Annotated in this window: 26 protein-coding genes; 11 read left to right on the top strand and 15 right to left on the bottom strand. The window is 59.7% G+C overall.

Annotation, left to right across the window (positions count from 1 at the left end):
• Window positions 1-171: 171 nt before the first annotated feature.
• Window positions 172-1,431, bottom strand: a complete 1,260-nt coding sequence (locus ACIQUH_RS02410; protein WP_400812502.1) for an N-acetylmuramoyl-L-alanine amidase — start codon at window positions 1,429-1,431, stop codon at window positions 172-174.
• A 646-nt stretch (window positions 1,432-2,077) separates the two neighbouring features.
• On the opposite strand from ACIQUH_RS02410, the gene ACIQUH_RS02405 reads away from it, so the two are divergent.
• Entirely contained in the window at window positions 2,078-4,975 is a 2,898-nt protein-coding gene (locus ACIQUH_RS02405; protein WP_400812285.1) for an Rne/Rng family ribonuclease, read from the top strand.
• Between the two features lie 146 nt (window positions 4,976-5,121).
• Here the strand turns inward: ACIQUH_RS02405 and ACIQUH_RS02400 are convergent, their stop codons facing one another.
• The 3 genes from ACIQUH_RS02400 to ACIQUH_RS02390 form a co-directional block, all read right to left on the bottom strand.
• Entirely contained in the window at window positions 5,122-5,826 is a 705-nt protein-coding gene (locus ACIQUH_RS02400; protein WP_400812283.1) for an SDR family oxidoreductase, read from the bottom strand.
• A 140-nt stretch (window positions 5,827-5,966) separates the two neighbouring features.
• Window positions 5,967-6,332, bottom strand: a complete 366-nt coding sequence (locus ACIQUH_RS02395; RefSeq protein ID WP_400812281.1) for an antibiotic biosynthesis monooxygenase family protein — start codon at window positions 6,330-6,332, stop codon at window positions 5,967-5,969.
• Window positions 6,329-6,655 carry an NIPSNAP family protein gene (locus tag ACIQUH_RS02390; RefSeq protein WP_003521451.1) on the bottom strand — a complete coding sequence of 109 codons (327 nt, stop codon included), beginning with the start codon at window positions 6,653-6,655 and terminating at the stop codon, window positions 6,329-6,331. Before ACIQUH_RS02390 ends, ACIQUH_RS02395 begins: the two co-directional genes overlap by 4 nt.
• 73 nt (window positions 6,656-6,728) lie before the next feature.
• Between ACIQUH_RS02390 and ACIQUH_RS02385 the strand changes: the two genes are divergently transcribed.
• Window positions 6,729-7,412: an ArsR/SmtB family transcription factor gene (locus ACIQUH_RS02385; protein WP_400812279.1), complete on the top strand. Its 684-nt coding sequence runs from the start codon at window positions 6,729-6,731 to the stop codon at window positions 7,410-7,412.
• Window positions 7,413-7,438: 26 nt separating this feature from the next.
• Here the strand turns inward: ACIQUH_RS02385 and ACIQUH_RS02380 are convergent, their stop codons facing one another.
• Window positions 7,439-8,596, bottom strand: a complete 1,158-nt coding sequence (locus ACIQUH_RS02380; protein ID WP_400812500.1) for a pyridoxal phosphate-dependent aminotransferase — start codon at window positions 8,594-8,596, stop codon at window positions 7,439-7,441.
• A 173-nt stretch (window positions 8,597-8,769) separates the two neighbouring features.
• Between ACIQUH_RS02380 and ACIQUH_RS02375 the strand changes: the two genes are divergently transcribed.
• From ACIQUH_RS02375 to ACIQUH_RS02350, 6 genes are all read left to right on the top strand, one after another.
• The gene (locus tag ACIQUH_RS02375) at window positions 8,770-9,537 is read left to right on the top strand and encodes a DsbA family protein (protein WP_400812278.1); all 768 of its coding nucleotides are present in this window, start codon (window positions 8,770-8,772) and stop codon (window positions 9,535-9,537) included.
• 125 nt (window positions 9,538-9,662) lie between these two features.
• Window positions 9,663-10,100, top strand: a complete 438-nt coding sequence (gene aroQ / locus ACIQUH_RS02370; RefSeq protein WP_400812276.1) for a type II 3-dehydroquinate dehydratase — start codon at window positions 9,663-9,665, stop codon at window positions 10,098-10,100.
• Between the two features lie 25 nt (window positions 10,101-10,125).
• Window positions 10,126-10,620 carry an acetyl-CoA carboxylase biotin carboxyl carrier protein gene (accB, locus tag ACIQUH_RS02365; protein WP_400812274.1) on the top strand — a complete coding sequence of 165 codons (495 nt, stop codon included), beginning with the start codon at window positions 10,126-10,128 and terminating at the stop codon, window positions 10,618-10,620.
• Window positions 10,621-10,632: 12 nt separating this feature from the next.
• A complete protein-coding gene (gene accC, locus ACIQUH_RS02360; protein ID WP_003521459.1) occupies window positions 10,633-11,979 on the top strand; it encodes an acetyl-CoA carboxylase biotin carboxylase subunit in 1,347 nt (448 codons plus the stop codon).
• Window positions 11,980-11,985: 6 nt separating this feature from the next.
• On the top strand, window positions 11,986-12,630 hold the full coding sequence (aat, locus tag ACIQUH_RS02355) for a leucyl/phenylalanyl-tRNA--protein transferase (RefSeq protein WP_400812272.1): 645 nt from the start codon (window positions 11,986-11,988) through the stop codon (window positions 12,628-12,630).
• Window positions 12,631-12,709: 79 nt separating this feature from the next.
• The gene (locus tag ACIQUH_RS02350; RefSeq protein WP_400812271.1) at window positions 12,710-13,153 is read left to right on the top strand and encodes a hypothetical protein; all 444 of its coding nucleotides are present in this window, start codon (window positions 12,710-12,712) and stop codon (window positions 13,151-13,153) included.
• A gap of 17 nt (window positions 13,154-13,170) precedes the next feature.
• Here the strand turns inward: ACIQUH_RS02350 and ACIQUH_RS02345 are convergent, their stop codons facing one another.
• From ACIQUH_RS02345 to gatB, 5 genes are all read right to left on the bottom strand, one after another.
• A complete protein-coding gene (locus tag ACIQUH_RS02345; protein ID WP_003521462.1) occupies window positions 13,171-13,608 on the bottom strand; it encodes a DUF2155 domain-containing protein in 438 nt (145 codons plus the stop codon).
• Window positions 13,609-13,738: 130 nt separating this feature from the next.
• Window positions 13,739-14,137 (bottom strand): NADH:ubiquinone oxidoreductase subunit NDUFA12, encoded by a 399-nt coding sequence (locus ACIQUH_RS02340; RefSeq protein ID WP_400812269.1) that lies wholly within the window; start codon window positions 14,135-14,137, stop codon window positions 13,739-13,741.
• 109 nt (window positions 14,138-14,246) lie between these two features.
• Entirely contained in the window at window positions 14,247-14,720 is a 474-nt protein-coding gene (locus tag ACIQUH_RS02335; RefSeq protein WP_400812268.1) for a GNAT family N-acetyltransferase, read from the bottom strand.
• Window positions 14,717-15,214 (bottom strand): GNAT family N-acetyltransferase, encoded by a 498-nt coding sequence (locus tag ACIQUH_RS02330; RefSeq protein WP_400812266.1) that lies wholly within the window; start codon window positions 15,212-15,214, stop codon window positions 14,717-14,719. Before ACIQUH_RS02330 ends, ACIQUH_RS02335 begins: the two co-directional genes overlap by 4 nt.
• 169 nt (window positions 15,215-15,383) lie before the next feature.
• Complete coding sequence (gene gatB / locus ACIQUH_RS02325; protein ID WP_400812265.1) at window positions 15,384-16,889, bottom strand: Asp-tRNA(Asn)/Glu-tRNA(Gln) amidotransferase subunit GatB; 1,506 nt, start codon at window positions 16,887-16,889, stop codon at window positions 15,384-15,386.
• A 150-nt stretch (window positions 16,890-17,039) separates the two neighbouring features.
• Here gatB and ACIQUH_RS02320 point away from each other — a divergent pair, with 150 nt between their 5' ends.
• Window positions 17,040-17,372 (top strand): DUF1294 domain-containing protein, encoded by a 333-nt coding sequence (locus tag ACIQUH_RS02320; protein ID WP_400812264.1) that lies wholly within the window; start codon window positions 17,040-17,042, stop codon window positions 17,370-17,372.
• Here ACIQUH_RS02320 and ACIQUH_RS02315 read toward each other — a convergent pair.
• A complete protein-coding gene (locus tag ACIQUH_RS02315; protein ID WP_400812263.1) occupies window positions 17,354-17,863 on the bottom strand; it encodes a GNAT family N-acetyltransferase in 510 nt (169 codons plus the stop codon). The two genes, ACIQUH_RS02320 and ACIQUH_RS02315, sit on opposite strands and share 19 nt — an antisense overlap.
• 274 nt (window positions 17,864-18,137) lie before the next feature.
• On the opposite strand from ACIQUH_RS02315, the gene ACIQUH_RS02310 reads away from it, so the two are divergent.
• Window positions 18,138-18,395, top strand: coding sequence for a YjhX family toxin (locus ACIQUH_RS02310; protein ID WP_400812261.1), 258 nt, complete (start codon window positions 18,138-18,140; stop codon window positions 18,393-18,395).
• 72 nt (window positions 18,396-18,467) lie between these two features.
• On the opposite strand, the gene ACIQUH_RS02305 is transcribed toward ACIQUH_RS02310, so the two are convergent.
• The 4 genes from ACIQUH_RS02305 to ACIQUH_RS02290 form a co-directional block, all read right to left on the bottom strand.
• Window positions 18,468-18,965: a GNAT family N-acetyltransferase gene (locus ACIQUH_RS02305; RefSeq protein ID WP_400812259.1), complete on the bottom strand. Its 498-nt coding sequence runs from the start codon at window positions 18,963-18,965 to the stop codon at window positions 18,468-18,470.
• On the bottom strand, window positions 18,956-20,437 hold the full coding sequence (gatA, locus tag ACIQUH_RS02300; RefSeq protein ID WP_400812257.1) for an Asp-tRNA(Asn)/Glu-tRNA(Gln) amidotransferase subunit GatA: 1,482 nt from the start codon (window positions 20,435-20,437) through the stop codon (window positions 18,956-18,958). Before gatA ends, ACIQUH_RS02305 begins: the two co-directional genes overlap by 10 nt.
• Before the next feature lie 55 nt (window positions 20,438-20,492).
• Window positions 20,493-20,780 carry an Asp-tRNA(Asn)/Glu-tRNA(Gln) amidotransferase subunit GatC gene (gatC, locus tag ACIQUH_RS02295; RefSeq protein WP_003496362.1) on the bottom strand — a complete coding sequence of 96 codons (288 nt, stop codon included), beginning with the start codon at window positions 20,778-20,780 and terminating at the stop codon, window positions 20,493-20,495.
• 125 nt (window positions 20,781-20,905) lie between these two features.
• Window positions 20,906-21,610 (bottom strand): metal-dependent hydrolase, encoded by a 705-nt coding sequence (locus ACIQUH_RS02290; RefSeq protein ID WP_400812256.1) that lies wholly within the window; start codon window positions 21,608-21,610, stop codon window positions 20,906-20,908.
• Window positions 21,611-21,694: 84 nt separating this feature from the next.
• Here ACIQUH_RS02290 and ACIQUH_RS02285 point away from each other — a divergent pair, with 84 nt between their 5' ends.
• A complete protein-coding gene (locus ACIQUH_RS02285) occupies window positions 21,695-21,997 on the top strand; it encodes an alkylphosphonate utilization protein (protein WP_400812254.1) in 303 nt (100 codons plus the stop codon).

The raw sequence follows: 21,997 nt of genomic DNA, 5'->3' as shown, positions 1-21,997 counted from the left end.
CGCTGCGGACGCTTTGCGGATCGCCACCGAATCCGCTTTCCGAGTAACGCGGCGAATGTGAGTAAAATAGGGCTTCGTCTCCGTAATCGTCCGCAAGGCCCAAGAATTGAACAGCTTTTCAGCAGTCAATGGCAGTGGGGCAACAGCCTCGCCGCTCCGCCGGCCGCTCTCTCAGCCGCCATTCGCCACGGCCTTGGCGCGGTATCGCCCGACGGCGGTTGCCAGCGTATCGGCAACCTTCTTGCGCCACTCCCCATCGAGAAGCAGCTTTTCGTCTTCCGCATTGGAGAGGAAACCGAGTTCCAGCAGCACCGAGGGGACGTCATGGGCGCGCAGCACCATGAAACCGGCGTAACGATGCGGATTGTTGATGAGCCCCACCTGCCCCTCGAAGGAGGAGACGATGTTTTCCGCCAGCGTCACCGAAAAGGCCTGGGTTTCACGACGGGTGAAATCCAGAAGAATATCGGCGACTTCCGGCGGCTCGCTGGAGGCCGCAACACCCGCGATCTGGTCGGACTTGTTTTCGCGTTCCGCCAGTTCCTGCGCCTGCCGGTCCGATGCCCGGTCCGACAATGTATAAACGGTCGCGCCGCGGATGCCCTTTTGTTTCAGAGTGTCGGCGTGCAGGGATATAAAGAGGTTGGCATTGTTCTGGCGGGCAATCGTCACCCGTTCGGACAAGGCAAGGAAAGTATCGGAATCGCGCGTGAGAAACGCCTTGATGCCCGGTTCACGGTTCAAACGATCAGCAAGCTCCTTCGCAAAGGTCAAAGTGATGACCTTTTCTTCGGTGCCCGTGGTGCCGCCGGTAGCGCCGGCATCGATGCCGCCATGGCCGGCGTCAACCGCGATGACGAATTCCGCCGCTCTCGATGTCTTGTCATCCGGGGTGATCGCGGCTGTTGTCACCGGAGCCGGCGCCTGCCATTGCTGATCCTTCACCAGTTCCGCGAACTTGCCCTTGGTGGTGATTTCCGTATCGAGCACGAAATGGAAAGACTGCCCGCCCTCGGCCTTTTTCGTTTCGGCAACCGCCACCTGAACCGGCTTCTTTGCCGTCAGCACGATGCGGGCGCTGTTCTGCCCCATGCTGCCGAAGCGGATATCCGAAAAAAGACCCGTTGGTTTGAGGTCGGATGCGGGAAAGCTGAAATTCACCGCCGGAAAATCCACGACGATGCGGGCGGGCGAATCGAGATAATGGACGTCGAATTCCGGCTCTTCGGCGAAATCGAGAACGATGCGGGTGCGCGCCTCATCGCCGATAATCCGCGCCTGATGAACGACGAGCGGCTCCACGGCATGGGCCGCGGGCGTGACGGGAACAGAGGCGGCGACGGAAAATGCCAGAGCCGCCGCAAGCCGCGCGATTCGCACGCCAAGCCGCCCTCTCCCACCTGAAATCGCTGCGTTGCGCGTGAAATTCATGGTCTTCAAGAAATTCCGTATTTCAGTCATTTTCGATAAATGGCGCGGAAAAACGCCGGCAACAGTGCCGTTTCGACCACGCCGTACGATAGTTTGCGCCTTTTGCGCCCCACAATCGCAGGCCTTGGTGAACCAATTGTTAACCCGGAAATTCCACCAATAATATGGCATATTTAGCCAGCCTATTGCTATTATGACAGAGAAAACATACAACACGGATGAGGGTTAAAAGTGTTGACGGGATAGATGCCCGCCGGCTGCCAATCGAAAAAGACGCTGGCGCTGCAAATCGGGCAATCATCTGCCGTCGTTACATTTATCCTGAAACTCGATCAATTCCGGCCGTGGCCGGAGACCTACCCGGTGGCGCTGCCACCGCCGCTCTGAGGAGAGCAAATTCATCGGATCCCAAGGGGTCTATATATTATTGTCGTTCCGCCTGGCCAATGATGTCGCAGCAGTTTTCACATGAACCGGATACCAGGAGCAGGCCAAGCGCCTCGCCGTCGGTCCGGATGCTGCCAGTTTACAGACGCCCGGCAGGAGACTTCATTTCCGGCACATCCTTGCACTCATATGAAAGGCTCGTCCGTGTGGCGGGCCTGTTCTCGTATAAAACAAGGCTGCGCCGAGGAGCACAGCTTACATGGCAGACAAAATGCTTATCGACGCCTCCCACGAAGAGGAGACACGCGTAGTCGTTGTCCGTGGGAACCGGATCGAAGAATTCGATTTTGAATCGGAGCACAAGAAACAGATCCGCGGCAATATCTACCTTGCCAAGGTCACGCGCGTTGAGCCCTCCCTTCAGGCGGCCTTCGTCGATTACGGTGGAAATCGCCACGGCTTTCTCGCTTTTGCGGAAATCCATCCGGATTATTACCAGATTCCGCTCGCCGACCGTCAGGCCCTGCTGAAGGCGGAAGCCGAGGATCATCGCCGCAGCGACGATTTCGAATCCGCTGACGCACCCGAACCCGCAGCACCGATGATCGACCTTTCGCAGGTGGATCAGCCGGATGTCGGCATTGTTGCCGCAAGCGAAACCACTGAAGTCCTCGCCACGGAAGAAGCAGCGCCCGTCGCGGAAGCGGTTTCTGAGGAAACGGCTGTCGAGGTTGTCGCGGAAGAAGCACCGGCCGAGGAAGAAAAGCCGAAGAAGCGCGTTCGCCGCCCCCGCGCCAAGAAGAAGACAGCTGAAGAAATCGCAGCCGAGGCATCCGAAGCGTCTTCCGAAGACGATGGCAGCACCGGCGGCGAAATGGCCGCCATGGTCGATACAGACACGATTTCCGAAGAAGTCGAAGGCCTTCGTCGCGGCAACGACGATGATGACGACGACGATGATGACGATCATCACGAAAAGGAAGTCATCGAATCCGTCGGCGCTGAAGACGCGATGGAGGAAGTTCCCGATCGCGTCGCCCGCAAGCCGCGCAAGCAGTATCGCATTCAGGAAGTCATCAAGCGCCGCCAGATCCTTCTGGTGCAGGTGGCCAAGGAAGAACGTGGCAACAAGGGTGCCGCACTCACCACCTATCTGTCGCTGGCCGGCCGTTATTCCGTGCTGATGCCGAATACGGCGCGTGGCGGTGGCATTTCCCGCAAGATCACCCAGCCGACCGACCGCAAGCGCCTGAAGGAAATCGCGCGCGATCTGGAGGTTCCGCAGGGCATGGGCGTCATTCTGCGCACCGCAGGCGCCAACCGCACCCGCGTCGAAATCAAGCGCGACTTCGAATATCTGATGCGCCTGTGGGAAAACGTCCGCACGCTGACGCTGAATTCCACGGCCCCCTGCCTCGTTTACGAGGAAGGCTCGCTGATCAAGCGTTCGATTCGCGATCTCTATAACAAGGATATCGGCGAGATCATCGTGTCGGGCGAAGAAGGCTATCGTGAAGCGAAAGACTTCATGAAGATGCTGATGCCGAGCCACGCCAAGGTGGTTCAGCCTTACCGCGACATTCACCCGATCTTCTCGCGCTCCGGCATCGAAGCCCAGCTCGACCGCATGCTGCAGCCGCAGGTAACGTTGAAGTCCGGCGGTTACCTCATCATCAACCAGACGGAAGCGCTGGTTTCGATCGACGTCAACTCCGGCCGTTCGACCCGCGAGCATTCCATCGAGGAAACCGCGCTGACGACCAACCTCGAGGCGGCGGAAGAAGTGGCGCGCCAGCTGCGCCTGCGCGACCTTGCAGGTCTTGTCGTCATCGACTTCATCGACATGGAAGAAAAGCGCAACAACCGCTCCGTCGAGAAGAAGCTCAAGGATTGCCTGAAAAACGACCGCGCCCGCATCCAGGTCGGCCGCATCTCGCATTTCGGTCTTCTGGAAATGTCGCGCCAGCGCATCCGCGCTTCGGTGCTGGAATCGACCACGCAGGTCTGCCAGCATTGCGGCGGCACGGGCCATGTTCGCTCGGAATCCTCCATCGCGCTGCATGTGCTGCGCGGCGTCGAGGAATATCTGCTGCGCAACACCACCCACAACATCACGGTGCGCTGCACTCCGGAAACGGCGCTTTACCTGCTCAACCACAAGCGCGGCACGATTGTCGACTATGAAGGCCGCTTCGGCGTGTCGATCATCATCGCCGCCGATGCCGGTGTCGGTGCGCAACATTTCGCCATCGATCGCGGTGAAGCCGTCGAAAATCCGGTGAAGATCGAAAGCCTCATCCAGATGCTGCCGAGCTTCGTGGAAGAGGAAGACGATTTCGTCGCCGAGGTGGAAGAGGACGAAGACGAGGAAGAAATCGTCAAGGCCGAGAGCGCTCAACCCCGCCAGCAGCCGCAGGGCGAAAATGGTGAGGATGGCAAGCGCAAGCGCAAGCGTCGCCGCCGCCGTCGCGGCAAGGGTGGCCAGGGCGACCAGAACGGTGCGCTCGATGGCCAGTCCGCCGATGCGGAAGGCGATGATGCCGACGGTGACGACGATGGCGTCGAAACCGATGAGGCTGGCGTAGAAGCTGAAAACGGCACGGCGGAAGCAGCGACCTCCGACGAGGAAGGCAAGCGCAAACGCCGCCGCCGCGGCAAGCGTGGCGGCCGCCGCAACCGTGCGGAAGACGAGGCGCTTGACGCCGCCGATTCCGAAACCGGGGATGAAGGCGAAAGCGAAGAGGTTTCCGTGGAAGTATCCGTAGGCGAAGAGCCGACCGCCGCCGAAGTGGTGGAAGGTGCCGTTGCCAAGGTTACGGAAGAGGAAGTGCCGAAGAAGCCACGCCGCACCCGCAAGGCAAAGGCCAAGACTGAGACCGAGGAAGCACCGAAGGCCGAAGCCGTTGAAACGGTTGAGCCGGTGATCGTCGAAGAAACCGTCGTTGACGTCGCGATTGAAGAAGCCGGTGAGGCTTCGGCCGATCTTGCTTCGGAAGCGGAAGCACCGGCCACGGAAGAAAAAGTTCGCGCGAACCGGGGCAGCAATGTCTCGAGCTCGGAGCCGGTTGTAACTTCTTCCGGTTCCTCCACCCCCGCCGATGGCGACGAGCCCAAGCCCCGCAAGGGCGGCTGGTGGCAGCGCAAAGGCTTCTTCTGAGAGAAGCCACATCCTGGATAAAAGACGCCCGCAACGATGTTGCGGGCGTTTTCTTTTATCGGCGCAAAGAACGGGCGTTTTTTAAGCCGCAGACATTTCCTCATTCCCGTTCCCCGGAACAAGGATGAGAGGGAAAGGCCAACCCGTCAAACAGACCGCGTCAGGCCGCCATCAACGCGGATATTCTGACCGGTAATATACCCTGCCCCTTCAGACGCCAGGAATGCCACGGTGGCGGCGATTTCCTCGCTCTTGCCGTAACGCTGCATCGGCACGCTCTCGCGGCGTTCCTCCGTCGCCGGCAGGCTGTCGATCCAGCCGGGCAGGACATTGTTCATGCGCACATTGTCGGCCGCATAGGTATCGGCAAAAATCTTGGTGTAGGAGGCAAGGCCGGCACGGAACACGGCGGATGTCGGGAACATGCTGCTCGGCTCGAAAGCCCAGGCTGTGGAGATGTTGACAATCGCGCCCGCCTTCTGCCGCACCATGACAGGGGCGACGATGCGTGTCGGGCGGATGACGTTCATCAGATAGACATCGAGGCCGGTGTGCCATTGATCGTCGGTAATGTCGAGAATGGAGGCGCGCGGGCCATGGCCGGCGCTGTTCACCAGCACGTCGATGCGGCCGAATCTTTCGAGCGTGAGATCGGTCAGCCGCTGCAGATCGTCATTGGACTGGTTGGAGCCGGTGACGCCGATGCCACCCAGTTCCTTGGCCAGCGCCTCTCCCTTGCCGGAAGAGGACAGGATCGCGAGCTTGTAGCCGTCAGCGGCCAGATGCTTGGCCACGGCAGCCCCCATGCCGCTGCCACCTGCCGTTACAATCGCCACTTTCTCTACCGACATCGCTTTTCTCCATGTCCAACAGGCGGTCCGCCGCGTGGCGTTCCTTCATCCACAAACTGCCTCATCTATAGCGGGTTTCAAAGGCGAGTTCGAACCAGAAAGGCTTGCAGCGGCATGCAGAAAAACTGATACTGGACATGTCAGCGCGATACGCCCCCTTCTGCCGGATGGGCTCTCCGGCTGTCGGCCGGGGCCTCTTCCCTCACCTCCAGGCCATAATCGCGGATCACATGCGCAATACGCAGCCGGTAATCGGAGAAAACACCGGATCGGCCGAGCGACTGCGCGGCGCGATGCGAGATGGTGTTTCGCCATGCCCTCACCGCCTCCTCATCCCGGAAGAAGGACAAGGACAGCATCTTGCCCGGATTGCTGATGCTCTGGAACCGCTCGACGGAGAGGAAGCCATCGATGGTTTCAAGTTCGGCCCGCAGGCGGGCGGCGATATCGAGATAGTGCTGTTTCTCGCCCTCAGACGGCCAGACCTCGAAGATGACGGCGATCATTGCCCGCCTCCGGCGTGCGGAGCTGAGGCGAGGCGCAGGAACAGCCGGTCTTCGCGGCGGATGAATTGCTCGCGCCGGGCGAATTCATAGTTTTCGCGCCCGGCGGGATCGGCAGCGAGCCGCGCCCTGTAGGCTTCGTAAGCGGCGAGATTTTCGATGTTGTAGACACCATAAGCAATCGTGCTCGATCCCTCCTTCGGCGCGTAATAACCGATGAGATCGGCGCCGCAGCGCGGTATCGCCTCACCCCATGTGCGAGCATATCGTTCGAAGGCATCGACCTTGAAAGGATCGATCTCGTAGCGGATGAAACAGGTCAGCATCGTTTGTCTCCTCGTGTTCCGTCTCTCCTTTCTACACATTGCCTTGCGGCAATGCTTCGGTTATCATCGAAGCATGAAAGACGGACCCTTGATCGCCAATGTCGCCGCCCTGATCGGCGACCCTGCCCGCGCCAACATCTTGACGGCGCTGATGGACGGACGTGCGCTGACCGCAAGCGAGCTTGCGGAAGCGGCTGGCGTGACGCTTCAGACCGCCAGCGGGCACCTTTCCAAGCTCTCGGAGGCACAATTGCTGAAGGCGGAAAAACAGGGGCGGCATCGCTATTTTCGTCTCTCCGACGAAGATGTGGCGCAGGTTCTGGAAGCCTTGATGGGGCTTGCACAACGCACAGGCGCGGTCCGCGTGCGTACCGGGCCGAAGGACAAGGCGTTGCGTGAAGCGCGCATCTGCTACGATCACCTGGCAGGGGAAAGCGGCGTTGCGCTGCTTTCCGCCATTACCGCCAGGGGATTGGTGACTTCAGGTGACGACCCGGTGCTGACGGATGACGGGCGCGATTTCTTTTCGCGCTTCGGCATCGATCTTTCGCCGCTCGAAAAGGCGCGCCGGCCGGTGTGCCTGCATTGTCTGGACTGGAGCGAACGCCGCCATCACCTCGGCGGCGGGCTTGGCGCATCGCTGCTCGAGGCGATGCAGCAGCGCGACTGGCTGCGGCGCGGAAACGGTCGCGTGCTGACCTTCACGGCAAAAGGCGAAAAGGCCTTCGTCAGCACCTTCGGCTGCACGCCCGCCTGATCTCCCAAAAAGGCGGGCGCTAGAGGCTATTTCAGCCAGCCGGCAATACGTCCCACCGCCTCGGCAATGTCAGACACTGAACCCGCATAGGAAATGCGCAGCGCCCTGTGGCCCTCTTCGGGATCGAAATCCATCCCCGGTGTCGCCGCCACGTCGATTTCCGCCAGCATGCGCCTGGCGAAGTCCATGCTGTCATTGGAAAAGCGGCTTGTATCGACATAGGCGTAAAAAGCACCATCCATGGGGGATGCCAGCGGCAGGCCGATTTCCGGCAGGCGCGCCATCAGGAAATCGCGGTTGGTGCGATAACTCTCCCTATAGACATCAAGCTCTTCCGCCGCCGAAAAGGCGGCACTTGCCGCAAGCTGCGACAGTTCCGGCGCGGAAATATAAAGGCTCTGGGCCAGACACTCGACCGGACGGACCAGATTCTCCGGCAGCACCATCCAGCCGATGCGCCAGCCGGTCATGCAATAATATTTGGAGAAGGAATTGATGATCACGGCATTGTCGGTGATTTCAAGCGCGCTCGTCTCTTCGCCGACAAAGGTGAGGCCGTGATAGATCTCGTCGGAAATGAAGGCCATGTCGCGGCTTTCGCAATAGCTGGCGAGCCGCTTCAGCGCCTCGCGGCCGGTAACGGTGCCGGTCGGATTGGCCGGGCTTGCCAGAAGCACGCCCTTCAGCTTGCAGCCGGCTTTCGTTTCCGCCCGCTCCAGACTTGCCGGCGTCAGCGTGTAGCCGGTTTCGGCCGTCACCGGCACTTCGACGACATTGAGGCCGAGCGCCTTCAGGATATTGCGATAGGCGGGGTAGCCGGGCCTTGCGATGGCGACATGGTCACCCGCATCGAAAAGGCTGAGGAAGGCGAGATTAAAAGCGGCCGAAGACCCCGTGGTCACGGCGATGCGGGCCGGATCGATAGCCACCTGGTGACGCAGCCGGTAATGGCCGGCGATCGCCTCACGCAATTCACGCAGGCCCAGCGCGTCGGTGTAGCCGATCCGCCCGTGTTTCAGCGCGGCCTCAGCCGCTTCCAGCGAGGCCTTTGGCGCGGGATGGGAAGGCTGGCCGACCGCCATGGAAATGACGGGGCGGCCCGCCTGCCTGCGCCTGTTCGCTTCCGCCAGGATGTCCATGGCGTGAAAGGGTTCGACTGCGCTCCGCTTCGACATCGTAATCAAGGGCATGCTCTTTCCTGAACCGTATTTCAGAGACTTGCCGCAGAATCGCAATCTTCACAATCATGCGATCATAATGCGGACAAGTATTTTTGCCGTATGGCATTTGGCTTAAAGTAAGGTAATTGCCTTCATAAGATTTCAAGAGGCTCCGGCCGCACAGAATGAGGACCGATATGGCGCATTTTCTCCGTTCCACCCTTCTCGCCAGCGTGACGGCCCTTTCGACGGTATTCGCCACCCTGCCCGCCCATGCGCTCGACGAGCAGCAGAAGAAGGAAATGGGCGAGTTCATCAAACAATATCTGATCGAGAACCCGGAAATCATGCTTGAGGTTCAGGATGCGCTTGAACGCAAGCAATATGCGGCGCGCAACGCCAAGGCTGCGGAAGCCGTCGCCGACAACAAGAAGACCATTTTCGAATCGAAATTCGATCTGGCGCTCGGCAATCCGGATGGCGATGTCACGCTGGTCGAGTTCTTCGATTACAATTGCGGCTATTGCAAACGCGCCATGGGCGACATGGACAATATTCTGAAGGGCGACAAGAAGGTGCGCGTTGTCCTCAAGGAATTCCCCATCCTCGGGCCGGAATCGGTTGCCGCTCATCGCGTTTCCAACGCCGTGAAGCTGCTTGCGCCGGCCAAGTATCCGGAGTTCCAGCGCACCCTGCTCGGCGGCCGCGGACGGGCGAATGAGGACAGCGCCATGGAAGTCGCGACCTCGCTTGGCCTGAAGGAAGCCGACATCCGCAAATCGATGGCGGAAAACCCCAATGATGCGCAGGTGCAGGAAACCTACAAGCTGGCAAACAGCCTCGGCATCACCGGCACACCATCCTATATCGTCGGCGACGAGGCGGTTTTCGGCGCGGTGGGCGCCGACCCGCTGAAGGAAAAAATCGCCAATATGCGCAGCTGCGGAAAAGCCACCTGCTCCTGATTGCTAAAAAAGCCACTGCATTCCCTGTGAGATGCCGGCCAAGCGGGCTGTTTACGGCTTGCGGGGGCTTTTCCTTGACGGCTGCGCAGTCTATAGGTGTCGCTGATTTTCTTATGGAAACGTGAATGAGCAACATCATCATCGTCATCAACGGCCCCAATCTCAACATGCTGGGAAAAAGGGAACCGGGTATCTATGGTGGCAAGACGCTGAAGGACATCGAGAATGATTGTCTCGCGGCCGGTGCCGATCTCGGTTTTTCAGTGGAATTCCGCCAGTCCAACCACGAAGGCGTGCTGGTGGACTGGTTGCAGGAGGCCGGCGAGCGGGCGGCGGGCGTCGTCATCAATCCCGGCGCCTACAGCCACACATCCATCGCGTTGCATGACGCCATCCGTGCGATTTCCACGCCCGTCGTGGAAGTGCACATTTCCAACATCCACGCCCGCGAAGAGTTCCGTCACAAATCGATGGTATCACCCGCGGCAAAGGGCATGGTCTGCGGTTTCGGACCATACGGATATATCATGGCGCTTCACGCGCTGAAAAACATCACGGCATAAAAAGAAACAAAGAATAGGGTTTGTCATGTCTGAAAAGAAACAGGGTATCGACAAGGAACTGATCCGCGAACTCGCGAATATCCTCAACGATACCGACCTTTCGGAAATCGAAGTGGAGCAGGAAGACCTGCGTATCCGCGTTTCCCGCGCGGCTCCCGCTCCCGCCACAGTCTATGCCGCGGCGCCTGCTGCTTATGCACCCGCACCGGTGGCAGCTCCCGTTGCCGCACCGGCAATCGCAGCGCCGGCCGCACCTGCGGCGTCCGCAGCACCGGCCCGCAACCCGGCCAACACCGTATCCTCGCCGATGGTCGGCACGGTCTATCTGTCGCCTGCCCCGGGCGCACGTCCCTTCATCGAAGTGGGTGCGACCGTCAAGGAAGGCCAGACCATCCTCATCGTCGAAGCCATGAAGACCATGAACCAGATCCCGGCTCCCAAGTCCGGCAAGGTCGTGGAAATCGTCGTCAACGACGCTCAGCCCGTGGAGTATGGCGAAGCCCTCGTGGTCATCGAATAAAGGCGGTTCAGCATGGTTTCGAAGATCCTCATAGCCAACCGCGGCGAGATCGCGCTCCGCGTCCTGCGCGCCGCCAAGGAGCTTGGCATTCCGACGGTGGCCGTGCATTCCACGGCCGACGCGGACGCCATGCATGTGCGTCTTGCCGACGAAAGCGTGTGCATCGGCCCGCCACCCTCGCGTGACAGCTACCTCAACATCCACCAGATCGTTGCGGCCTGCGAAATCACCGGTGCGGACGCCGTTCACCCCGGTTACGGCTTCCTGTCGGAAAACGCCAAGTTTGCCGACATTCTCGACGCGCACGGCATCACCTTCATCGGGCCGACCGCCGAACATATCCGCATCATGGGCGACAAGATCACCGCCAAGCAGACGGCGCAGGAACTCGGGATTCCCGTGGTTCCGGGTTCCGACGGCGAAGTGAAGCCTGAAAACGCGCTCGAAATCGCCCGGACGATCGGTTTCCCGGTCCTCATCAAGGCGACGGCAGGCGGCGGTGGTCGCGGCATGAAGGTGGCGAAGACCGAAGCCGATCTGGAAGAAGCGGTTGCGACCGCCCGTTCCGAAGCGGCGGCAGCCTTCGGCAACGACGCCGTCTACATGGAAAAGTACCTCGGCAAGCCGCGCCATATCGAAGTGCAGGTTTTCGGTGATGGTGAAGGCAATGCCGTTCACCTTGGCGAGCGCGATTGCTCGCTGCAGCGCCGTCACCAGAAGGTGCTGGAAGAAGCCAATTCGCCGGCTCTGACCGTCGAACAGCGCATGAAGATCGGCGAGATTTGCGCGAGCGCCATGCGCAAGCTGAAATATCGCGGCGCCGGCACCATCGAGTTCCTCTATGAAAACGGCGAGTTCTATTTCATCGAAATGAACACCCGCCTGCAGGTGGAGCATCCGGTGACGGAAGCGATTACCGGCATGGATCTCGTGCAGGAACAGATCCGGGTTGCTTCCGGCCAGGGCCTGTCGGTCACGCAGGATGATATCGAGTTCCATGGCCATGCCATCGAATGCCGAATCAATGCCGAGGACCCGCGCACCTTCGTCCCCTCGCCTGGCACGCTGACCTATTTCCATACGCCGGGCGGCCTTGGCGTGCGCGTCGATTCGGGCGCCTATCAGGGCTACAAGATCCCGCCCTATTACGACAGCATGATCGGCAAGCTGATCGTCCACGGCCGCGACCGTGACGAGTGCATCCGCCGCCTGCGTCGGGCGCTGGACGAGTTCGTCGTCGACGGCATCAAGACCACGCTGCCGCTTTTCCAGGACCTCCTCCAGAACGAGGATATTCTGAACGGCGATTACGATATTCACTGGCTGGAAAAATATCTGGCCGGTGACGCGTCTCACTAAGACGATATGGCTGGGCGGCGCAGCAGAAATAACGGCATAACGGTCGATATTCTGCTGCGCGCCTATTCCGCCGGCCTGTTCCCCATGGCCGATTCGGCCGACGATCCCGAGCTTTTCTGGGTCGAGCCGGAAATTCGGGGCGTCATCCCGCTCGATGGTTTTCACGTTTCCAAAAGCCTCGCCAAGGCGATGCGCAAGAAGCCGTTCGAGATTCGCTTCAACACCGCCTTCGAAGCTGTCATGGCAGGATGCGCGGCGGAAGCGCCGGACAGGCCGAGCACCTGGATCAACGCCACCATCCGCAGGCTCTATACCGAGTTGCACCAGATCGGCCACGCCCATAGCGTCGAAGCATGGGAGGGCGAGGAGCTTGTCGGCGGGCTCTACGGCGTCTCGCTGGGTGCGGCCTTCTTCGGCGAGAGCATGTTTTCCCGCCGCACCAACGCCTCGAAGATTTGCCTCGTGCATCTGGTGGAGCGTTTGCGGCAGCAGGGGTTTACGCTGCTGGACACCCAGTTCACCACCGAACATCTCAAGACATTCGGTGCAATCGACATTCCAAAATCGGAATATGCCACGATACTGGAAGCGGCTGTCGACAGGCCGGATGTACCTTTCGAAAAATTGCCGGCGCAAGAAAATCCACACTGAAAACAACCTGAGATTTTGCTTGCAAGCCTCAAAAACATGACTTATCCGATCATGATATTTGGTTCATCGGGGGATGGTCATGCGCTGGATTGCGGCCTTGTTGTTGATGCTGACGCTGGCGGCGAATGTCACCGCCGCCGAACAGCGCCCGCACCCGCTGGCAGCCTGGAGAAGCGAAGTTTCACGAGCCTTGACGGGCGCAATGGGCCGCCCCGAATTCAAGATCGTACGGACGAACAAGCGGCAGGTGCTCCTTGTTACGTTCCGCGTTGACCGGGCGGGGAAAATGCAGGTCGTTCAGGTCAAAAACATCAGGGATAGCACCTATCAGACAAGAACGGCCGTGAAGAGGGCGTTTTCTGAAATCAGATTCCCCTCACCTCCCGCCAGCGATCAGCCCAAAAAGTTCACCGTTCCGATCGTGATCGAGCCCGAACTGACGCGGGAGGAAATGATCGAACAACTGGAAAACAAAAGCAAAGCCCTGGCCGATCTGGCCGAGAAGCTCAGACGCCAGAAATAGGCGTGGTCGTAGGGTAATTACTTGCTTGCCGTAGAGGGAGCTGGAACTTCCGAGTCCTGCTTGCAGCCAGTCAGCCACACGTCGTAGATCGGGTGTTCCACGGCGTTCAGGCCGGGGCTGTCGGCGAACATCCAGCCCGTGAAAATCCGCTTGATCTTGCGGTCGAGCGTGATTTCGTCGACTTCGACAAAAGCGTCGATCTTCTGGGTTTCCGTCTGGTCGCGGGAATAACAGACCTTCGGCGTCACCTGAAGCGCGCCAAACTGCACCGTCTCGTCGATATAGACATCGAAGGAGGTGATACGGCCAGTGATCTTGTCGATGCCCGAAAACACCGCCACGCGGTTTTCGAGACGGGCAGCTGAGACGGGCGAAATGAGGATGACAGCAGAGACCGCTGCAAACAGCGAGACTGTCAGCGCACGCAAAGAACGATCCCGCGTGAATTTCCTCATACGATATGTCTCCAAATATTTGCCTGTGTCGAACCGCCGACCGGATCAACGCCTAAGGGCGGAATGTGGCAAAAACCGGTGAGGCCGGCGTCAGCGCGATGTTTTGCACAACACCGCGCGTAACAAGAGCTTAGTTGCCGGGGGTCCAGGCGTCGTAATCGCCGGTCACACGCGGGCGCTCGCCGGCCACCGCCAGCGATCCCTGCGGACGATAGGCCTTGGACGAACCGGTGTGGTTCGGCTGATGCGGCTTCTGCCAGTCGCGGGCAACGTAGCTTTCCTGGCTCGGCGGTACGTCGGTGCGGTAATGCATCCAGCCATGCCAGCCGGGCGGAATGGCGGAGGCCTCGGCATAACCGTTATAGATCACCCAGCGGCGTGGCATGCCCCAGGAGGTGGTGCCGCCTTCGTAATAGGTGTTGCCCAACTCGTCCTGTCCTACCTTCTTGCCGAAACGCCAGGTGTGAAACCGTGTTCCGATCGTCTGGCCATTCCACCAGGTGAAGATTTGCGTCAGGAGAGTCTTCATTCTACGTTCCTCGGGCTTGAATGCGCCGCAGCGATTTTCCGTGCACGGCACAAGACATGCTTATGCCGCCCCTCACGGCAATTGTCCAGCATTTCGAGATATATCCGCGCTATTTCAGCTTCATCCTGAAGCCCAGATGCCGCTTCTCAAAACCCAGCCGCTCGTAGAAGCGATGCGCGTCCAGCCGGGCCATGTTGGAGGTGAGCTGCGCGGCATTCAGACCCTGACGGCGGGCCTCATCAAGGCAATGATTGATCATGACCGCGCCGATACCGCGACCACGCATGTCGGCGCGTGTCTGCACCGCCTCGATCACCATGGACTTTGCCCCTCGCCCGACCAGCTTGGTCAGGATCGCCGTCTGGAAGGTGCCGACAACCTCGCCATCCAGTTCCGCTACATAAAGCGTTTCGCTCGGCGACGCCTCGATAGCCCGGAAGGCGGCAAGATAGTCCGGCTGCGCCGATTCGTCGGCCGTATCGCCGTGGCCGCCGATCTCGTCGGCGGCAAAAATCGCGGCAAGAGCGGGAAGGTCGTCTTCGCGTGCGGTACGGATAATCAGTTTCTGCAATGTCGCATTCATCGGGTCAGGCTCTTTTCCATAACGATGCCGGGCAAACCTTCGATCCCCGCCATGCGCTCGATTCGGTCCACCTCGACAAATCCGACGCCTTCATAAAAGGCGATTGCGACAGTATTTTTGGGCTCGACTTCAAGCCGCATGATTTCCGCATCCGGGAAGCAGGTTTCAAGCTCGGCGAAGAGATCGCGGCCGACGCCCTGACGCTGAAGATCGGGCGCGACATAAAGCTGGTGCAGCAGGGCCGTTTTCGCCATCTTGGTGGACATGGAGCCATAGGCCATTCCGCCAATCCGCTTACCGTCATCAGCCACCAGAAACTCACCGCCCTTTTTCTCGATGCGGTCCTTCATGGCCTGCGGCGAATGCCATGCGAGGATCAGCTGGTTCACCTTGTCTGCGCCATAGATCGCGTCATAGGTGGCGTGCCACGTCGTGGCGAGCAGGGTGCGTACCGGCTCGATGTCACGCAGGCTTGCCGTGCGGATGAAAAACATGATTTGGCTCCGTCTAAAAACAGAAATGCCGGGCGTTGATCCCAGCAAAAAATGTCAGTCCCCCCGCACTCGCCGTCATCCTCGGGCTTGTCCCGAGGATCTAAACACGTTTGACGTAGTGGGTCGTTAGATCCTCGGGTCAAGCCCGAGGATGACGGAGGAGAGGTGTTTACTCTTCCTCGATGCCGAGCTTGGCCTTGACCAGCGCCTGCACGGCCTGCGGGTTGGCCTTGCCACCCGTCGCCTTCATCACCTGGCCGACGAACCAGCCGGCAAGCGTCGGCTTCGCCTTGACCTTCTCGACCTGATCGGGGTTGGCGGCAATGATCTCGTCGACGGCCTTTTCGATGGCGCCGGTATCGGTCACCTGCTTCATGCCGCGGGCCTCGACGATTTCAGCCGGACTACCGCCTTCGTTCCAGACGATCTCGAACAGATCCTTGGCGATCTTGCCGGAAATGGTCTCGGCCTTGATGAGATCGATGATGCCGCCCAGCTGTTCCGGGGAAACCGGCGTCGTCTCGATGTCCTTGCCCGATTTGTTGAGCGCACCGAGCAGATCGTTGATGACCCAGTTGGCGGCGGCCTTCGCATCGCGGCCGGCGGCGACAGCTTCGTAATAATCGGCGATTGCCTTTTCCGAAACGAGGATCGAGGCATCATAAACCGACAGGCCGAGATCGGCCACGAAACGGGCCTTCTTGTCGTCGGGCAGTTCCGGCAGATCGACCTTCAGCGCTTCGACGAAAGCATCGTCGAATTCGAGCGGCAGCAGATCCGGATCGGGGAAATAACGGTAATCATGCGCGTCTTCCTTGGAGCGCATGGACCGCGTCTCGCCCTTGCCGGGATCGAACAGGCGGGTTTCCTGATCGATCACGCCACCGTCTTCCAGAATGGCAATCTGGCGACGCGCCTCGTATTCAATGGCCTGACCGACAAAGCGGATGGAGTTGACGTTCTTGATTTCGCAGCGCGTGCCAAAACCTTCGCCGGGGCGGCGCACGGAGACGTTGACGTCGGCGCGCATCGAGCCTTCATCCATGTTGCCGTCGCAGGTGCCGAGGTAACGCACGATGGAGCGCAGCTTGGTGAGATAGGCCTTGGCCTCATCCGACGAGCGCATGTCCGGCTTGGAGACGATTTCCATCAGCGCCACGCCCGAACGGTTGAGGTCCACGAAGGACATGGTCGGATGCTGGTCGTGCATGGACTTGCCGGCGTCCTGCTCCAGATGCAGGCGCTCGATGCCGATTTCGATATCCTCGAAATTGCCCTGACGGTCGGGACCGAGCGAAATGGTGATTGTGCCTTCGCCGACGATCGGATCCTTGAACTGCGAAATCTGGTAGCCCTGCGGCAAATCCGGATAGAAATAGTTCTTGCGGTCGAAGATCGAGCGGTTGTTGATCTTCGCCTTCAGGCCGAGGCCGGTGCGCACCGCCTGCTTCACGCATTCCTCGTTGATGACGGGAAGCATGCCGGGCATGGCGGCATCGACCAGCGACACGTTGGAATTCGGCGCATTGCCGAAGGTGGTGGAGGCACCGGAAAACAGCTTGGAATTGGAGAGAACCTGCGCATGCACCTCCATGCCGATCACGATTTCCCAATCGCCGGTGGCGCCGGGAATGAAGCGTTTCGGGTCGGGGGTGCGCACGTCTACAAGGGTCATCTGAAGCTCACGATATACGGGTTCTTTGGCTCTGGTGGGTAGAACATATGGCGCGCGGGCGCAAGACATCTTGCGCCCTGTCGCACGAAGCGCCGAATTTTCGGCGCTCTGCATACGTAATTTTTACGCGTCTGATTTTCAATTCAAATCATGACGATGATTGCCCTGTGTTTCATGATCTTTGTCGCCTTCAATCTAGTCGTCTTTCTTGTCTATTGGTGGGACAAGGAAGCGGCGAGGAATGGCGGCTGGCGCATTCGCGAAAGCACATTGCTGGGGCTCGCCTTTGTGGGCGGCAGCGTGGGCGCTATTTCGGCTCAACGCCTGCTGCGGCACAAAACGCGCAAGGAACCCTTTCGCAGCATTCTGCTCTCCATCGTGATTTTACAGGCGGGCCTTGTTGTGTCAGTGGCAATCATGCCGGACTGGCCGGTGCGGCTTGTGAACAGCCTGATAAGGCTCAGTCAGAATTCCGTGCCGTAAAGGCCGCTCTCGATCTCGACAAGCTGCTTTTGCAGGCCGACCGACTGCACATCGCGATCGAGTTTCGGCGCGTAGGAGACTGAGAGCCAGCGGACGCTGTAGCCATGGTGGCGGAAAAATGCGACGGCCGGTTCGTTCTGGGCGTGTGTTTCAAGCCGGATGGTTTCAAAACCCCTGTCCGCTATCAACCGTTCAATATCGGCCAGCAGGAGGCTGCCGACCTGCCGGCGCTGAAAATCCGGATCGATCCAGAAATCTGAAATCGTCTCGTCAAAATGTTCCCGTGCCGCCCATCCGGCAACCGTGCCGCTAAATTCCGCCACACGAATGGCAAGCCATGATGACCGGGTGAAATTGGAAAAGGCGCTGGCCGCGTTGTCGTAAAGCGTCGCGGTGATGCCGAGTGCGGCGGTTGCCTGACGCCATGCCCTGAGGCCGATAGCCGCTAAGGCCTCCGCTTCCTGCTCATGCGCATTGCGAATGACGATCAAGCCGCGCCCTCCATGGCCATGGCAAATAAAACATCGGCGGCGCGATTCGGCCAGCATGGTTTTCCATGCACGCCGTGGACTTGACCACGCCTGCCTTGCCCGCTAACCAGAACGGACAAGAACGGAGTTTTTATGTTCGCTCAATCGGAGTCCTGGTAAAGGCCCAGCCCGCAAGTTTCTTGCGCGCCGGGCCAGATGAAACCGAGCCGGATGCCCCAACGGCACCCGGGTTTGTTTTCACGCGTCTAGATGACGCCGACCGGATTTCCAAAAAATGGACATTTCCCGCGCCGAACAGCGCATTCTACATCTGCTCGCCCAGGGCGGCAGAATTGAACTTACTCGAGACGACACCCGCAAAATCGAAAAAATCGCGCTCTATACGCGCGACGGCTGGATTTTTAGCGGCCTCAATCTCCTCACCTTCCGCAAGCTGAAACAGAAGAGAGCGATCGCCTCTTCCGGCGGCAAGCCTTACCGCATCACCACCCGCGGTCTGGAACTCGTACGGGGTGAGCTGGACAATCGATGACGAAACGGGCGGCGGCTCACTTACCGCCGCCCGTCACGACGCAAAGCGGCAAACGCGGCGCAATCAACCGGACTATGGCGCGAGCTTGCGCTCCAGCTTCACCTTTTCAAGCTCGACTTTCATGATGTCCGACCATTCCATGCCGCGCCATACGATATTGAAACCGCAACGCTCATAAAGACCGATGGCAGCACGGTTTCTGGCGTGGGTGTCGATCGTGGCAAGCGGCAGGCCCTGCGCGCGCATCCGGTCGAGAAAATGAAGGATAAGAGCCCTGCCGATCCCCTTACCCTGCCAGTTCGGGTCCACCCAGAGATCGGAAATATGATGAGGCGCAGCGTCGCACGCACCCCAGCCGACGACAATGCCGTCGATTTCGGCGACGACAACATCACCGGTCGGAGACTTGGCGAAGCTTTTGAACTCGCCCCTCACCCGCTCGATGACATCAGGATCGAGATAGCTGTCATCGAAGGCTTCACCCGAACGCCATGCCGCAAAACCGACAAAGCCGACCGCGTTGCGGTCGGCTTCGTTCATTTGCCTGAGCTTGAGGCTGTTCACCACCACTTGGCGGGGGTGAACTTGCCCGCTGCCTGCTCGATGGCGTGCGCCGTCTTGAACAGCGTTTCTTCCTCGAAAGGCTTGCCGATGAGCTGCAGGCCGAGCGGCAGGCCCTTGCCGTCAAGGCCGGCCGGCACGGAGAGGCCCGGAAGACCGGCCATGTTGACCGTGATGGTGAAGACGTCCTGCAGGTACATCTTCACCGGATCGGAGGCGAGTTCCTCGTCACCGACAGCAAAGGCGGAAGATGGGGTGATCGGCGCCAGAATGGCGTCGACGCCCTCATGGAAGACGTTTTCGAAGTCACGCTTGATCAGCGTGCGGACCTTCTGCGCCTTCAGGTAATAGGCGTCGTAATAACCGGCCGAAAGCACATAGGTGCCGACCATGATACGGCGCTGCACTTCCTTGCCGAAACCGGCCGCACGGCTCTTTTCGTACATGTCGGCAATGTCCTTGCCGTCGACGCGCAGGCCGTAGCGCACACCGTCATAACGGGCAAGGTTGGACGAGGCTTCCGCCGGCGCGACGATGTAGTAGGCAGGCAGCGCGTATCTGGTGTGCGGCAGCGAAATATCGACGACTTCAGCGCCGGCGTCGCGCAGCCATTCCACGCCCTTGGCCCAGAGCTTTTCGATCTCTTCTGGCATGCCGTCGACGCGGTATTCCTTGGGGATACCGATCTTCAGGCCCCTCAGCGACTGGCCGATGGCCTTTTCATAATCCGGCACCGGCAGATCGACAGAGGTGGTGTCTTTCGCATCCACGCTCGCCATGGTCTTCAACAGGATCGCCGCGTCACGCACATCGCGCGCAATCGGGCCTGCCTGATCAAGCGAGGAAGCATAAGCGACGATGCCAAAGCGCGAGCAGCGTCCATAGGTGGGCTTGATGCCGACGGTGCCGGTGAAGGCCGCCGGCTGGCGGATGGAGCCGCCGGTGTCGGTCGCGGTGGCGCCGGCGCACAGATGCGCGGCCACAGCTGCGGCCGAACCGCCCGAAGAACCGCCGGGCACCAGCTTCTGGTCGGAACCATTGGCGCGCCAAGGGTTGATGGCCGGACCGTACCAGGAGCTTTCATTGGACGAGCCCATGGCGAATTCGTCCATATTGAGCTTGCCGAGCATGACGGCGCCCTGGTCCCAGAGGTTCTGGGTGACGGTGGATTCGTATTTCGGCTTGAACCCATCGAGAACATGCGAACACGCCTGCGTGTGCACGTCACGGGTGGCGAAAAGGTCCTTCACACCGAGCGGAACGCCTTCCAGCTCGCCGGCCTTGCCGGTTGCGATGCGTTCGTCGGAGGCTTTTGCCATGTCGCGCGCCTTTTCAGGCGTCAAGGCGACATAGGCGTTCAGCGCGCCGTTGGCCGCATCGATGGTGGAGAGATAGGCGTCGGTCAGCTCGAGGGCGGAGAATTCTTTCGCCTTCAGCTTTTCGCGGGCTTCGGCAATGGTCAGGCTCGTCAGGTCGGTCATGGTCGGCAACGGCTTTCGAAAATCTCGGAAAAATCAGGCGGCAAACGGCGATCGCTTATTCGACCACTTTCGGGACCATGAAGAAGTCCCGGTCGGTCGCAGGCGCATTGGCAACGATGTCTTCCGCCTTGTTGCCGTCGGTCACCACGTCGGCACGCTTTTTCATCTCAACCGGGGTCACAGACGTCATCGGCTCGACGCCGTCGACATTCACTTCCGAAAGCTGCTCCACGAAACCGAGTATGCCGTTCAGCTGGCCGAGCATATTCTGTGCTTCTTCTTCGCTGACAGCGATACGGGCAAGGCGCGCAACGCGCTTCACGGTGGCGAGATCGACGGACATGGTTTTACTCCGGTAGGAATTTTCCTACCCGCTATAATCACCATGTCCGTCCTTCGCAACGGTAGAAAGCATATCGCGTCACACTGGGGAGCGGTTTTGCTGCAACCACATGCTCTCATGGAACCTCAGAAGGAGAGCGTATCGCCTGCCTTCGGTGTGTGAACACGCGCTTCCGCGCCTTCCATGCCGGCCACGAACTTGTCCGGCGTCTGGTCGATGATCGGGAAGGATCCGTAGTGGCAGGGAATGACGTTCTGGAACTTGAAGAAGCGCTGGCAGGCGAGCGCCGCCACGGCCCCGCCCATGGTGAAGCGGTCGCCAATCGGCACCAGACCAATATCCGGCTGGTGTAGTTCGTTGATGAGCTTCATGTCGGAGAAGATGTCGGTATCGCCCATGTGATAGACGGCCGGGCCATCCTCGAAATGCAGCATCAGGCCATTGGCATTGCCGAGCGAATGGGAGACGCCATCCTCTGTGATCTGGGCCGAGGAATGCAGCGCATTGGTGAAGGTGACGGAAAAACCGTCGAAATGTACGGTCCCGCCGGTATTGCCCATATCCACTTTCGCGACACCCTTTGCGGAAAGCCAGGCGGCAAGATCGGCATTCGCCAGCACGGTGGCGCCTGCTTCGCGGGCAAGCTGCACGGTATCGCCGACATGGTCGCCATGGCCGTGGGTCAGGAGAATATGGGTAATGCCTTCGGCCGCCAACTTCGCGTCCTGCCCGGCAAAACCGGGATTGCCGGTGAAGAAAGGATCGATGAGGATCTTCGCGCTACCGTTTTCGAGGCGGAAGGCGGAATGGCCGAGCCAGGTGATTTTCATGGGAAGTTCTCCTTTGTATTGCCGGTATATTATGACATAGGACGGCCTGAACAACCGCACTACCAATATTTAAGAGAGGCGACCATGGCCGCAAATGATGACGAGTACGTGTATGACGAGGCGACCGGTGAATGGCGGCCGGCCTCCGAGCTGGCTGCGGAAGCGGCGCGTACGAAGGAAGTACACGATGCAGCCGGCAATGTGCTGGCGGATGGCGATCAGGTAACGCTGATCAAGGATTTGAAGGTCAAGGGCACTAATACGGTCATCAAGCAGGGCACCGTCATCAAGTCGATCCGTCTGACCGACAATCCGGAAGAGATCGACTGCCGGCACGATACCGTCAAGGGTCTGGTGCTGCGCACCGAATTCGTCCGCAAACGGTAA

The organism is Agrobacterium sp. NPDC090283, from assembly GCF_044769685.1.
GTDB lineage: Bacteria > Pseudomonadota > Alphaproteobacteria > Rhizobiales > Rhizobiaceae > Agrobacterium.
Note: the sequence above shows the minus strand (reverse complement) of the source record. Positions and strands in the feature narration are given on the sequence as shown.

Coding starts and splice junctions, on each gene's coding strand:
- ACIQUH_RS02310 (WP_400812261.1), top strand. CDS start 18,138: ATGGACATTTCCCGCGCCGAACAGCGCATTCTACATCTGCTCGCCCAG.
- ACIQUH_RS02405 (WP_400812285.1), top strand. CDS start 2,078: ATGGCAGACAAAATGCTTATCGACGCCTCCCACGAAGAGGAGACACGC.
- ACIQUH_RS02385 (WP_400812279.1), top strand. CDS start 6,729: ATGAAAGACGGACCCTTGATCGCCAATGTCGCCGCCCTGATCGGCGAC.
- ACIQUH_RS02285 (WP_400812254.1), top strand. CDS start 21,695: ATGGCCGCAAATGATGACGAGTACGTGTATGACGAGGCGACCGGTGAA.
- ACIQUH_RS02395 (WP_400812281.1), bottom strand. CDS start 6,332: ATGATCGCCGTCATCTTCGAGGTCTGGCCGTCTGAGGGCGAGAAACAG.
- aroQ (WP_400812276.1), top strand. CDS start 9,663: ATGAGCAACATCATCATCGTCATCAACGGCCCCAATCTCAACATGCTG.
- ACIQUH_RS02350 (WP_400812271.1), top strand. CDS start 12,710: ATGCGCTGGATTGCGGCCTTGTTGTTGATGCTGACGCTGGCGGCGAAT.
- aat (WP_400812272.1), top strand. CDS start 11,986: ATGGCTGGGCGGCGCAGCAGAAATAACGGCATAACGGTCGATATTCTG.
- ACIQUH_RS02400 (WP_400812283.1), bottom strand. CDS start 5,826: ATGTCGGTAGAGAAAGTGGCGATTGTAACGGCAGGTGGCAGCGGCATG.
- ACIQUH_RS02410 (WP_400812502.1), bottom strand. CDS start 1,431: ATGAATTTCACGCGCAACGCAGCGATTTCAGGTGGGAGAGGGCGGCTT.
- ACIQUH_RS02320 (WP_400812264.1), top strand. CDS start 17,040: ATGACGATGATTGCCCTGTGTTTCATGATCTTTGTCGCCTTCAATCTA.
- ACIQUH_RS02390 (WP_003521451.1), bottom strand. CDS start 6,655: ATGCTGACCTGTTTCATCCGCTACGAGATCGATCCTTTCAAGGTCGAT.
- ACIQUH_RS02330 (WP_400812266.1), bottom strand. CDS start 15,214: ATGTTTTTCATCCGCACGGCAAGCCTGCGTGACATCGAGCCGGTACGC.
- ACIQUH_RS02345 (WP_003521462.1), bottom strand. CDS start 13,608: ATGAGGAAATTCACGCGGGATCGTTCTTTGCGTGCGCTGACAGTCTCG.
- accC (WP_003521459.1), top strand. CDS start 10,633: ATGGTTTCGAAGATCCTCATAGCCAACCGCGGCGAGATCGCGCTCCGC.
- ACIQUH_RS02335 (WP_400812268.1), bottom strand. CDS start 14,720: ATGAATGCGACATTGCAGAAACTGATTATCCGTACCGCACGCGAAGAC.
- gatA (WP_400812257.1), bottom strand. CDS start 20,437: ATGACCGACCTGACGAGCCTGACCATTGCCGAAGCCCGCGAAAAGCTG.
- accB (WP_400812274.1), top strand. CDS start 10,126: ATGTCTGAAAAGAAACAGGGTATCGACAAGGAACTGATCCGCGAACTC.
- ACIQUH_RS02340 (WP_400812269.1), bottom strand. CDS start 14,137: ATGAAGACTCTCCTGACGCAAATCTTCACCTGGTGGAATGGCCAGACG.
- gatB (WP_400812265.1), bottom strand. CDS start 16,889: ATGACCCTTGTAGACGTGCGCACCCCCGACCCGAAACGCTTCATTCCC.
- ACIQUH_RS02375 (WP_400812278.1), top strand. CDS start 8,770: ATGGCGCATTTTCTCCGTTCCACCCTTCTCGCCAGCGTGACGGCCCTT.
- ACIQUH_RS02290 (WP_400812256.1), bottom strand. CDS start 21,610: ATGAAAATCACCTGGCTCGGCCATTCCGCCTTCCGCCTCGAAAACGGT.
- gatC (WP_003496362.1), bottom strand. CDS start 20,780: ATGTCCGTCGATCTCGCCACCGTGAAGCGCGTTGCGCGCCTTGCCCGT.